The 12,219-nt window shown below is 68.4% G+C and carries 10 protein-coding genes; 8 read left to right on the top strand and 2 right to left on the bottom strand.

Features of this window, described 5'->3' with window-relative positions; genetic code table 11:
* The first annotated feature begins 170 nt into the window (after positions 1 to 170).
* From AXYL_RS14505 to AXYL_RS14470, 8 genes are all read left to right on the top strand, one after another.
* On the top strand, positions 171 to 1,778 hold the full coding sequence (locus tag AXYL_RS14505; protein WP_013393554.1) for a PepSY-associated TM helix domain-containing protein: 1,608 nt from the start codon (positions 171 to 173) through the stop codon (positions 1,776 to 1,778).
* The gene (locus AXYL_RS14500; RefSeq protein ID WP_013393553.1) at positions 1,775 to 2,125 is read left to right on the top strand and encodes a DUF3325 domain-containing protein; all 351 of its coding nucleotides are present in this window, start codon (positions 1,775 to 1,777) and stop codon (positions 2,123 to 2,125) included. The genes AXYL_RS14505 and AXYL_RS14500 overlap by 4 nt, the downstream gene beginning before the upstream one ends.
* 129 nt (positions 2,126 to 2,254) lie before the next feature.
* Positions 2,255 to 4,249 carry a ribonucleoside triphosphate reductase gene (locus AXYL_RS14495; RefSeq protein WP_041655537.1) on the top strand — a complete coding sequence of 665 codons (1,995 nt, stop codon included), beginning with the start codon at positions 2,255 to 2,257 and terminating at the stop codon, positions 4,247 to 4,249.
* A gap of 73 nt (positions 4,250 to 4,322) precedes the next feature.
* Positions 4,323 to 4,505, top strand: a complete 183-nt coding sequence (nrdD, locus tag AXYL_RS14490) for an anaerobic ribonucleoside-triphosphate reductase (RefSeq protein ID WP_013393551.1) — start codon at positions 4,323 to 4,325, stop codon at positions 4,503 to 4,505.
* Positions 4,471 to 5,283 carry an anaerobic ribonucleoside-triphosphate reductase activating protein gene (locus AXYL_RS14485; RefSeq protein ID WP_013393550.1) on the top strand — a complete coding sequence of 271 codons (813 nt, stop codon included), beginning with the start codon at positions 4,471 to 4,473 and terminating at the stop codon, positions 5,281 to 5,283. The genes nrdD and AXYL_RS14485 overlap by 35 nt, the downstream gene beginning before the upstream one ends.
* Before the next feature lie 89 nt (positions 5,284 to 5,372).
* A complete protein-coding gene (locus AXYL_RS14480; RefSeq protein ID WP_013393549.1) occupies positions 5,373 to 6,530 on the top strand; it encodes an NAD(P)H-dependent flavin oxidoreductase in 1,158 nt (385 codons plus the stop codon).
* 85 nt (positions 6,531 to 6,615) lie between these two features.
* Positions 6,616 to 7,266 carry a TetR/AcrR family transcriptional regulator gene (locus AXYL_RS14475; protein ID WP_013393548.1) on the top strand — a complete coding sequence of 217 codons (651 nt, stop codon included), beginning with the start codon at positions 6,616 to 6,618 and terminating at the stop codon, positions 7,264 to 7,266.
* Positions 7,263 to 9,854, top strand: coding sequence for a PEP/pyruvate-binding domain-containing protein (locus tag AXYL_RS14470; RefSeq protein WP_013393547.1), 2,592 nt, complete (start codon positions 7,263 to 7,265; stop codon positions 9,852 to 9,854). Before AXYL_RS14475 ends, AXYL_RS14470 begins: the two co-directional genes overlap by 4 nt.
* A 46-nt stretch (positions 9,855 to 9,900) precedes the next feature.
* On the opposite strand, the gene AXYL_RS14465 is transcribed toward AXYL_RS14470, so the two are convergent.
* Both AXYL_RS14465 and AXYL_RS14460 read right to left on the bottom strand, forming a co-directional pair.
* On the bottom strand, positions 9,901 to 11,373 hold the full coding sequence (locus tag AXYL_RS14465) for a sensor histidine kinase (protein WP_013393546.1): 1,473 nt from the start codon (positions 11,371 to 11,373) through the stop codon (positions 9,901 to 9,903).
* Positions 11,370 to 12,098, bottom strand: coding sequence for a response regulator transcription factor (locus AXYL_RS14460; protein WP_013393545.1), 729 nt, complete (start codon positions 12,096 to 12,098; stop codon positions 11,370 to 11,372). Before AXYL_RS14460 ends, AXYL_RS14465 begins: the two co-directional genes overlap by 4 nt.
* Between the last annotated feature and the right edge of the window lie 121 nt (positions 12,099 to 12,219).

The following is a 12,219-nucleotide window of genomic DNA, read 5'->3' as shown; positions in this document are numbered from 1 at the left end:
GGCCCGCGCCGGTTGCCGCCCGCGGCACGGAAAATACAAGGCGACGACGCGGTCTGCCTCGTCCCCATTTAGACTAGAATTGGAACTATTCTCAATAAAATCAGACCGTCCGGCTCGCGGCGGCACCAACAAGAAAGAGGCTCGTCCTGAAATCCGGTTTCCGCCTGTCCATGGCCTGGCTCCACACCTGGGTCGGCCTGTGGTTTTCCTGGCTGCTGTTCACCGTCTTCCTGACGGGCTCGCTGGCCGTTTTCTCCGAACCCATCACGCACTGGATGACGCCCGAGCACCAGGAGGCGGAAGCACGGGCCGCGCAAAAGGAAAGCGTCCCGGTAGACCGCGCCCGCCGGCTGGAACTGGCCGTGGACTATATGGCGCGCAACCATGCGGGCGCGGGCATGTGGGAAATCTGGCCGGTCGACCGCTTTCACAACAACGGGCTGACCGCCTATTGGTTCGACAAGAACGGCCAGTATGCCGACGCCGAACTGGACCCCGATACCGGCGCGGAACTTGACGACCACCACGAGGCCGAAGCCCGCGCAACGCAGGGCGGCTCGCATTTCGTGGATTTCCACTACACCTTGCACGACGCCGGCCTGGGCCTGTGGATCGTCGCCTTCGCCAGCATGGCCATGCTGGTCGCCCTGATTTCGGGCGTGGTCACGCACAAGCGCATCTTCAAGGACTTCTTCACCTTCCGCGCGAAGAAGGGCCAGCGCTCCTGGCTGGACGCGCACAACGCGGTGGCGGTCCTGACACTGCCTTTCCAGTTCATGATTGCCTACACCGGCATCGTCATATCGAGCGCGATACTGATGCCCGCCCCCGTCGCGGCAACCTATGGCGCCGATCCGCGGGCCAGCCGCCTGTTCCTGGCCGAACTGTCCGGCGAGGACCGGCCGGCGCGCACCGGCGTGGCTCAGAGCATGCCGGCGCTGGAACCCATCGTGGCCCGCGGCGAGCAACTGATCGGGCAGACGGCGCGCGCCATCGTCATCAACAACCCCGAAGACAGCTCCATGCGCATCGGCGTCTATGGCTGGAATGAAGCCACCGACGACGCCAGGAACCTCAGCGCCACCACCGGCATGGCCGAGTTTTCCGCCAGCGGCGAACTGCTGCGCGTACGGCCCCCAGGCGGGGTCCACGGCGGCGCGCCTTCCCTGACATTCCAGGTGATGAGCGGTCTGCATATGGTCAAGTTCGGCGGCCTGGCCATGAAATGGCTGTACTTCATCTGCGGCCTGGCCGGTGCGGCCATGATGGGCACGGGCGCGCTGTTGTTCATGGTCAAGCGCCGCGCCAAACATGGCGGCGAATTCGGCAGCGCGACGGCGCGCGTGTACCGGTTGATAGAAGGCTTGAACGTGGCCGCGCTGGCCGGACTGGCCATCGCCTGCATCGGCTACTTCTGGGCCAACCGCCTGCTGCCCGTGGCGCTGGAAAACCGCGCGCTGTGGGAGCTGCGTTGCTTCTTCGCCATATGGGCGCTGACGCTGGCGCATGCCTGGCTGTGCAGCCCGCGCCGCGCCTGGATCTCGCAATTGGCCCTGCTGTCGGCGCTGTGCCTGCTGCTGCCGGCGCTGTCGCTCGTCACCCTGGGCGACCATCCCCTGGCCCAGATCGCCCGCGGCGACTGGGAAAGCGCGGGTGTCGAACTGACGTCCGTCGCGTTCGGCGTACTATCGGGCTGGGCGGCCCTGTTGTTGTGGCGACGGCCCGCAAGCGCGCCCGCCCGGCGCAATCCCCGTAGTGACGCAGAGGCGGCCGCATGAACATCAACGACCTGTACGCAATTTCCATGGCGCTGCTGCTGACCTACTCGGGCATGGCTTGCCTGAGCCTGGCCATGCCGCGCCATTACGACCAGATCTGGGGACGCGATCCGTCCGCCGGCCACACTCGCGTGCTGCGCGGCGCCGGCCTGCTGTTGCTGGCGCTGGCCTTGCTGCCCTGCGTCGGGCTGTGGGGCAATACCGTGGGCGTGGTGGCATGGCTGGGCTGGCTCTCGGCCGGCGCCCTGCTCTGGGTCGGCATGCTGTCCTGGGCGCCCCGCCCGGCCGCCGGCACCGCCGCGCTGGCCGTGGCGATATCCCTGGCCGGGGTCGGCATCGGCTTCTGAAGCTTCCAAAGCTTCCGAAGCGCGCGTTTGACGCGCATCAAGCAAGACTGACATCCCAGCCGCGCGGGGCGATACGCGCACCATATGTGGTGGTAGAGTTTTCACACCCTACTACATATGGTGTCAGTCATGCATATCCAGCACATCCTCAAGCGCGACGGCCGGGTCGCGGCGTTCGACCGCGACAAGATCGCCCAAGCCATGGCGGCGGCCGGCCAGAGCACCGGGGAACTGGACTTGGCGGGCGCGCAAACGCTGACCGACGGCGTCATCGCCGCGCTGGCCGGCAACCCCTGCCCCGGCGTCGAAACCATCCAGAACCGCGTCGAGGAAGCCCTGGTCCAGGCGGGCCACTGGCGCACCGCGCGCGCCTACATCGTGCACCGCGAACAGCACGCCCGGCTGCGCTCGCTGCGCCACACGCTGGTGGACGTGGAAAGCGCCATGGAGGAATACCTGGACCAGCGCGACTGGCGCGTCAACGCCAACGCCAACCAGGGCTACAGCCTGGGAGGCCTGATCCTGAACGTGGCGGGCAAGGTCACCGCCAACTACTGGCTGTCCAACGTGTTTGCGCCCGAAGCCGGCCGCGCCCACCGCGAAGGCGACATCCACATCCATGACCTGGACATGTTGAGCGGCTATTGCGCCGGCTGGTCGCTGCGCCAACTGCTGACCGAAGGCTTCAACGGCATCCCCGGCAAGGTGGAAGCGACTCCGGCGCGCCACATGTCGGCGGCCATCGGCCAGATCGTCAACTTCCTGGGCACGCTGCAGAACGAATGGGCCGGCGCGCAGGCGTTCAGTTCCTTCGACACCTACATGGCGCCCTTCATCCGCCGCGACGCCATGACGTACGCGGAAGTGAAGCAGTCCATGCAGGAACTCATCTATAACCTCAACGTGCCCAGCCGCTGGGGCACGCAGACGCCCTTCACCAACCTCACGTTCGACTGGACCTGCCCGCCGGACCTGAAGGAGCAGATCCCGTACATCGGCGGCGAGGAAATGCCGTTCTCCTACGGCGAACTGCAGACCGAGATGGACATGATCAACCGCGCCTACATCGAGGTCATGATGGCCGGCGACGCCAAGGGCCGCGTATTCACTTTCCCCATTCCCACCTACAACATCACGCCCGACTTCGACTGGGACCATCCCAACACCGAGCGCCTGTTCGAGATGACGGCGCGCTATGGCCTGCCCTACTTCCAGAACTTCCTGAACTCGGACCTGGAACCGCACATGGTGCGCTCGATGTGCTGCCGCCTGCAGCTGGACCTGCGTGAATTGCTCAAGCGCGGCAACGGCCTGTTCGGCTCGGCCGAGCAGACCGGCTCGGTCGGCGTGGTCACGGTCAACTGCGCGCGCCTGGGGTATACCTGCCGCGGCGACGAAGCGCGGCTGATGCAGCGCCTGGACCATCTGCTGGAGCTGGGCCGCGATGTGCTGGAAACCAAGCGAAAAGTGGTGCAGCGCTATATCGACCAGGGTCTCTATCCCTATACCCGCCGCTATCTGGGCACTCTGCGCAACCACTTCAGCACGCTGGGTGTGAACGGCATCAACGAGATGGTCCGCAACTTCACGGACGACGCCGAGGACATCACCTCTGCGGCGGGACACGCCCTGGCCGTGCGCCTCCTGGACCGCGTGCGCGCCCGCATGACCGAATTCCAGGAAGAGACCGGCCATCTGTACAACCTGGAAGCCACGCCCGCCGAAGGCACCACCTACCGCTTCGCCCGCGAGGACCGCAAGCGCTATCCCGCCATCTTGCAGGCGGGCAGCGAGACTCAGCCCTACTACACCAACTCCAGCCAGTTGCCGGTGGGCCACACCGACGATCCCTTCCATGCGCTGGAGCTGCAGGAAACGCTGCAAGGCAAGTACACCGGCGGCACCGTGCTGCACCTGTACATGAACGAGGCCGTGTCTTCCGCCGCCGCGTGCAAGCAGCTGGTGCGCCGCGCGCTGTCGAACTTCCGGCTGCCCTACATCACGGTCACGCCGACTTTCTCCATCTGCCCCAACCACGGCTATCTGGCGGGGCACCACGAGTTCTGCCCGAAATGCGATGCCGAGCTGCTGGCCAAGCAATCGGCATGCTGCACCCCGGCCTAGGACCTGGTCACCACGACAGGCCCCAACCGGACCGCCGGGCAGCCGCCCGGCATTCACTCCCTGAGGAACCGCCATGCAAACCTTGATCGCTCCCGAAGTCACCACCGCTCCCGCCCTGCGGCTGGACGACAGCCAGCGCGTGCGCTGCGAAATCTGGACCCGCGTCATGGGCTACCACCGCCCCGTCGCTTCCTTCAACACCGGCAAACAGGGCGAATTCAATGAACGCCGCTTCTTCGTCGAACGCAGCGCCTGAAGGCGCGCCACAAGCCGCCGCGTCCACCCCGGGCTGCGGCCCGGGCACGCGGCGGCTGACGGCGCGGCCGGCCTACCCGGCGCCGCCGCAACCGGTGGCCCAGCCCCTGCCGCGGCATTCGCCCGCGGTCGGCGGGCTGGTGCCTTTTTCCACCGTGGACTGGCCGGGGCAACTGGCCGCGGTCGTGTTCATCGCGGGCTGCCCCTGGCGCTGCCACTACTGCCACAACGTCGAACTGCAGACCCGCGCCGCGCGCTACGACTGGCGCGAGACGCGCGCCTTCCTGGAAACGCGCAAGGGCCTGCTCGACGCCATCGTATTTTCCGGCGGCGAACCCTTGAGCGAGCCGCGCCTGCCGCAGATGATCCGCGACGTCAGGCGCATGGGTTACCGCGTCGGGCTGCATACCGCCGGCATCTACCCCCTGCGCCTGGCCGACGTGCTGCGGTACCTCGACTGGGTCGGCCTGGACATCAAGGCCGACGCCCAGGGCTATGACGACATCACCGGCCGGCGCGACTCGCAGCGCCCTGCGCTGGCGTGCCTGGCGCAGCTGCTGGCTGCCGACATCGACTTCGAATGCCGCATCACCTGGCATCCGGACTGGCTGGACGAAACCCGGCTGCTGGCCCTGGCGCGCGAGCTGGCGCGCCGCGGCGTGCGCCGCTTTGCCGTGCAGGGCGCGCGCCGCTCGCCCGACGCGCCGCCGGTGCGCGCGCTCGGCGCGCCGGCCCTGGCGCTGCTGATGCAATGGTTCGAGGAGTTCGCCTATCGCTGAGCGGGGTGCTGCTCCGCTTGATCCTGCGCAAGGCGACCCTCTCCCCCTTGCTCTAGCCTCTGTCCACTTGAAAAGAGGAAAGACTCATCATGACGTGGTTCAAATCACTCACCCTCGCCGGACGCGAATTGCTGCCCATTGTCCAGGGCGGCATGGGCGTCGGCGTATCCGCCCATCGCCTGGCCGGCGCGGTCGCCAGCCAGAACGCCATGGGCACCATCGCCAGTGTGGATTTGCGCCATCACCATCCCGATCTGATGGAAAAAACCGAGCGCTGCCATGACCGCGACGTCATCGACGGCGCCAACCAGGTAGCCCTGGACCGCGAAATACGCGCGGCGCTGGACACGGCGCAAGGGCGCGGCCTGGTGGCCGTGAACGTGATGAAGGCGGTGCGCGACCATCCCGCCCTGGTGCGCCAGGCCTGCGAAAGCGGCGCCCATGCCATCGTCATGGGCGCCGGCCTGCCGCTGGACCTGCCCGAGATGACGGCCGACTATCCCAAGGTGGCGCTGGTGCCGATCCTGTCCGAGGCGCGCGGCGTGGCCGTGGTGCTGAAGAAATGGATGAAAAAGGGCCGCATGGCCGACGCCGTGGTGATCGAACACCCCGGCCACGCCGGCGGCCATCTGGGCGCAGCCCGCCTGGACGACATCCACAGCGAACGCTTCGACTTCCAGCACGTGCTGGCCGATTGCCACAAGCTGTTCCAGGAACTGGCGCTGGGTTCGGACGCGCCGCGCCTGATCGTGGCGGGCGGCGTGGGCAGCCACGAGCAGGTGCGCCATTGGCTGGCCAACGGCGCCGACGGTGTGCAGGTCGGCACGGCCTTTGCCGTCACCCAGGAAGGCGATGCGCACGAGAACTTCAAGCGCGTGCTGATCGACGCCGATCCGGACAAGCTGGCCGAATTCACCAGCGTGGCGGGCCTGCCCGCCCGCGCCGTGGAAACGCCATGGCTGACGCGTTATCTGCGCCAGGAAAAAACGCTGCAGGCCAACACCCGCTGCGACGCGCGGCGCTGCAGCCAGCGCATGGACTGCCTGACGCAATGCGGGCTGCGCGACGGCCTTTCGCGCTTCGGCCAATTCTGCATCGACCTGAAGCTGGCGGCCGCCATGCGCGGCGAAGTCAGCCGCGGACTGTTCTTCCGCGGCGCCTCCAAGCTGCCCTTCGGCAGCGCCATGCGCTCGGTGCGTGAATTGATGGACTACCTGCTGCACGGCGAGATGCCCGCCACCGCTTGAGACCGCCGGCTTCGCTAAGGGCGGGCTTTCGGAGAATAATTGAACGACGTACAATATTATTCGTCGTTCAATTATTTCCGCCACCATGGACTCTTCCGCCTTTCCCCCCTCCGAATCCACGGCCCCCGAAGCCGGGCGTCGCGAACGCAAGCGCCTGCAAACCCTGGACCATCTGGCGCAAACCGCCTGGCGGCTGTTCGAAACCCTGGGCTATGACGCGGTCACCATGGAACAGATCGCCGCCCAGGCGGACGTATCCAAGGGAACGCTCTACAACCATTTTCCCGTCAAGGAAGCCCTGCTCGCGCATCGCTTCCATGAGGAACTGGCCGCCAGTGTCCACGCGCTCCAGCCCGCGCTGCGTGCCCTGCCGTCCCTCGCGCAGCGCCTGACGCGGCTGCTGCATGCCTCGGCGCACTGGTCCGAATCGCACCGCGCCTATCTGGGTCCCTACCTGCGCTACCGGCTGTCGACGCTGCAGCCCGGCACACGCGACGACGACCGCTATCCGCGCAGCGGCATGCAGGCGCTGTACACCGCGCTGATCGAAGAGGCGCAGGCCGCTGGCCAGGCCCGGACCGATCTTGCCGCCAGTCAACTGGCCCACCTGCTTCAATTCCTGTATCTGGGCGCGATGCTGCGCTGGCTCGACCTGCCCGGCGCCAGCCTGAAGGCGGAGTTCGACGCCGCCATCAGCCTCTTCGTGCGCGGCGTGGCGCCCGCGGCCGCGCCATGACTGCCGCCGTGCTGGATTGGGCCGGCGCAGCGCTGGCCGGCCCCCAGGCCGCGGGCGGCAAGGGCTGGCAGCTGGGCCGCATGGCGCAATTGGGCGTACCTGTGCCGGACGGCTTCGTGCTGCCCGCCACGCTCAGCCTGAACCGCGAGCCGGGCCAGGCGCCGCTGCCCGCCGTGGCCCAGGCTCTGCGCGATGAACTCGCCGCGCGCGGCTGGCTCGAGCGGCCGTTGGCCTTGCGTTCGTCCGCCCCTCAGGAAGACTCGGCGGGCGCTTCGTTCGCGGGCATCCATCTGTCCTGCCTCAATGTGCACGGCGCCGAAGCGGCAATCGACGCCGTCCGGCAGATCTGGGATTCGCAATGGACGCCGCAGGCCTGCGCCTACCGGCAGAAACTGGGACTGAACCCGGCCGGCATGGCGGTGGTCGTCATGCCGCTGATCGACGCCGCCGCCTCCGGCATCGCCTTCACCATCGACCCGGTCTCGGGACGGCATGACGAGATACTCATCCACGCCAACTGGGGCTTGGGCGAATCGCTGGTCGACGGCGAGGCGGACGGCGACGAATACCGCCTGCGCGAAGACTATTTGCGCCAGGCATGGCCCCTGGCCGCGCGCCGCATCGGCGCCAAGCGCCACGCCAGCCAGCCCGCCGGCGCCTCGGGCACCGTGCTTGCGCCCACGCCCGCCGCGCGCGCGGCCCAGGCCGTGCTGACCGACACGCAGGCCGAAGCCCTGGGCGACATCGTGCGCGACGCGGCGCGCGCCCTGGACTATGCCGGCGGCGGCTATGACATCGAATGGGTCTGGGATGGACGACGCTTCTGGATCGTGCAGGCCCGCCCCATCACCGCGGCGGCGCGCCACACCTATCCGGCGCTGCGCGCGCAGCCCGCGTACTGGTCGCGCGGCAACACCCGCGAGGTCCTGCCGCTGGCCATGTCGGCGCTGGAATGGGATACGGGCCGCGTCATGGCGCAACGCATGCTGACCACGGGTTTTGAACTTAGCGGCTACTCCACCCTGCCAGGCGTGCGGCTGGCGGCGCTGTTCCAGGGCCGGGTCTATCTGGACGCCTCCGTCATCCAGTGGGTCGGCCATGACGCGCTGGGCGTGCCGCCGAAAGCCATGAACGCGCTGCTGGGCGGCCCGCAGCCCGAGATCGCGGTGCCGCCCCTGACGCTGGCGCAACGCCTGCGGCATGGCGCGCGCATCCTGCGCTACCTGCGCCGCGCGGCCCCCTTGCGCAAGCAGGCGGAACTGGACCTGCCGCGACTGTTCGCCCGCGCCCAGGCCTGGCTGGACCAGCCCGCGCCCGCGTCCAACGCCGAGTTGGGCGCCCGTTTGCGGGAGCAGTTCCACACAGTGCTGGCGGCGGACCAACTTTTCTTCCTGCAGGGTTCAGGCGGCGGCGCGCTGCATAAGCTGCTGGAAATGGTCGAGAAAGCCTGCCCGGGCGAAGGCCACGCGCTGACGGCCGCGCTGCTGGCCGGCGGCGAACCCAGCGTGACGGCGGCACAGAGCTACGCCCTGATGGCGCTGGCCAGGCTGGCTGCCGCCGACGCGCAGGCCATGGACTGGCTGCGCGATCCGGCGCGCGACAGCGCCGGCTGGCACAGCGCCTTGCAGGACGGCAGTCCCTTCAAGCAGGCCTTCGCGGACTTCCTGCGCCAGTATGGCCACCGCGCCGTTTATGAAACCTATCTGCGCAACCCGCGCTGGCGCGAAAACCCCGCCTACCTGCTGGACAGCGTGCTGCAACTGGCCGACGCCGATCTTGCCGCCTTGCGCGCCCGGCAGGACAGCTCGGCCAGCCAGGCCCGCCAGCGCCTGCGCGCGGCATTGCCCTTCTGGCAGCGCCCGCTGGCCGCCAAGCTGCTGACCGCGGCCGGCCTCGAAGGCAGGCAGCGCGAAGCCGCGCGCAGCGTGCTGGTGGCCTATCTGGCGGTGGCCCGCAAGAATGCCCTTGCGCTCGGCCGGCGCTTCGTCCGTCCAGACGGCCTGGCCGCCGCGGACGACGTCTTCCATCTGACCGCCGCCGAACTCGTCGCCCTGGCCGAAGCCAGGCTGGCTCCCGCCGCCGCGGGCCACCGCGCCGCCCTACGCCGCGCGCAGCTGGAGTCGTGGGCCTCGACCCCGGATCGCGACGTCATCGCCGAATACGCCGAATACGCCGAATACGCCGAGGCCCGCGCGGCCGTACCGACGTCCCCCGCAACTGGCGATTCCGGTTCCGCCGCAGCCTGGCACGGCACCCCCGCCGCTGGCGGCCGCGCGCGGGCAAGCGCCTTCGTGGCCCGCACGCCGTCCGAAGGCCTGGCCATGCCGGCGGGCGGCATCCTCGTCGCCGCGTCCACCGACCCGGCCTGGACGCCGCTGTTCCTGCGAGCGGGCGCGCTGGTCATGGAGGCTGGCGGCTATCTGTCGCACGGCGCCATCGTGGCGCGCGAGTTCGGCATCCCGGCGGTGGTCAATGTGCAGGGCATCATGCAACAGGTCGCCACGGGCGACGTCCTGGAGGTGGACGCATCGCGCGGCACGGTGCGGCGGCTGGTTCGCGCTGCCAACCCCGGCGCTCGCGACGAGTAAATGCAGCCCAGCGCCTTCTGGCGTCCTGTGCCACAGGGCCAGGACGCTAACGCGCCGCAGCCAGGTCGAACTGGAACACCGCGCCCGATCCGGCGTGGTCCACCAGCCTGATCTCGCTGTGATGCAGCTGCAAAATGCGCTGCACGATCACCAATCCCAGACCGCCGCCATCGCCCGGGCCGCGGTTCAAGGCGCTGGCCCGGGTGAAGAGGCCGGCGCGCAGCGCCTGCGGAATCCCCTCGCCGGTATCGCTGACCTGCACCTGCACCAGGTTCTGCGCGCTGCCCAACCGCAATTCGATGAGCCCCCCTGGCGGACTGTGGCGGATCGCGTTGTCCAGCAGGTTGGTCAGCACACGCTCGATCAGACCCAAGTCCGCGCGCACCGGCGGCAGCTCCTGCGGGATATCCGTGGTCAGGCGCTGCTGGCGGGCCTCGGCCGCCAGTTCGAACTTCTGGATCACGTCCTGCACCAGTTCCGGCAAGGAAAAGGTTTCGGGCTCCAGCCGCACCAGCCCGGACTCCAGGCGCGCCAGTTCGAACAGTTCCTGCGCCAGGCGGCCGACCTTGCGGCTTTGCGCCAACGCAATGTCCAGGTAGCGGCGGCGTTCGTCCGGATCCAGCGACTGGTCCTTCAGCCTCAGCGTTTCCAGATAGCCGTGCAGCGAAGTCAGCGGCGTGCGCAGATCGTGCGAGATGTTGGCGACCAGGTCGCGCCGCTGCTGGTCCTGACGCGTCAATTCGCGCCACTGGTCCGAGATGCGCTTGCCCATCTGCACGAAGCTGCGCCGCAGCAGCGCGATCTCGTCGCCATTGCGGTCCGAAGCGTCGCCCGGACGCTCCAGCGCGGCCAGCGCTTGCCCGTCGTCGCCGTCGAAGGTGCGCACGGCCCGCGTCAGGCCGCGCAGCGGGCGCGTGATCAAGGCGAAGGCCGCCAGGCCCGCCACCAGCCCCAGCAGCGCGACCAGCGCGATGGACCACAGCGTCGTGCGCAGCACGGAGCTGCGCGACACCGCCATCGCCAGCGCGTCGTGCGCCTGGCCTTGCAGCACCACGTAGACGTAGCCCTTCTCCTGCCCGCCCACGCGCACCGGCGCGGCGCTGAAGACCTTGCGCGCGTCCAGGCTGCGCGGGTCGTCGCCCGTGATCGGCAGCATCTCTCCTGCCAATAGGCGCTGGACGGGTCCCAGGTCGACGCGGTCGCGCTTGATCTGGCCGGCGGGCGCGGCATCGCCCACGATGCGGCCGTCGTTGGACAGCAGATAGACCTCCACCGCAGGGTTCACCGCCATCAGCATATCGAACAGCGAGCGCACCGCGGCGGGCTTCCAGCCATTGGTGTCCATCAATTCGTTGGCGCCGGCGATGTGCTGCGCCAGGCCGCTGGACAGGCGCTGCACCACCTCTTGCTCGTAGCGGGAATTGGCCGCGATCTGCAGCCACGCCGAAGCGCCGCAGCAGGCCAGCAGTAGCAGCGCGAACACGGCCGACAGCCGTTGGGTGAGCGTGAACCGCTTCATGATGCGCCTCCCGCGCCGCCCGGTCCCGCGGCGAATTTGTAGCCCTTGCCCCAGACCGTCAGAATGCGTTGCGGATCGGACGGGTCCGCCTCGATCTTGGTGCGCAGCCGGTTGATGTGGGTATTGACCGTGTGTTCATAGCCTTCGTGCTGGTAGCCCCATACCTGGTTCAGCAGATCCATGCGCGAGTAGACCTTGTCCGGATGCCGCGCGAAGAAATGCAGCAGGTCGAACTCGCGCGGCGTCAGATCCAGCCGGCGGCCGTCGACCTCGGCCGTGCGCGCCACCGGATCGAGGGACACGCCATGCAGGGCCAGGCTGCCGGCGTCGATGCGCGCATTGCGCTCCAGCGCGTCGCTGCGGCGCAGCAGCGCCCGCACCCGCGCCACCAGTTCCAGCATGGAGAACGGCTTGGCGAGGTAATCGTCCGCACCCAGCTCCAGGCCCAGGATGCGGTGCACCTCGCTGGAGCGCGCGCTGGTGATGATGATGGGGGTGTAACGCGCCATGGCGCGGGCCCGCTTGCAGATCTCCAGGCCGTCGATGCCGGGCAGCATCAGATCCAGCACCAGCGCGTCCCAGCTGCCTTCCTCCAGCCGCCGCATGCCTTCGTTGCCGTCGGCGGCATGCTCGACCGCATAGCCTTCGTCCCGCAGATGCAGGCGCAGCAGTTCGGCGATGTGGGCGTCGTCTTCGACGATGAGTACGCGTCGGGGCGTGTCCATGGGCGGGAAACTCTATAGAGGGGCTATGCGCCTATTGTCGCCAATCCGCGCCGCCGAGTTATCACAATTAATTTAAGTTTGCGTGAGGACTTCGGTATCGGCCCCGGAGAAGAATGGCTCC

Source organism: Achromobacter xylosoxidans A8 (assembly GCF_000165835.1).
Taxonomy (GTDB): domain Bacteria; phylum Pseudomonadota; class Gammaproteobacteria; order Burkholderiales; family Burkholderiaceae_B; genus Achromobacter; species Achromobacter xylosoxidans_B.
This window is presented reverse-complemented; position numbering and strand designations above follow the sequence as displayed.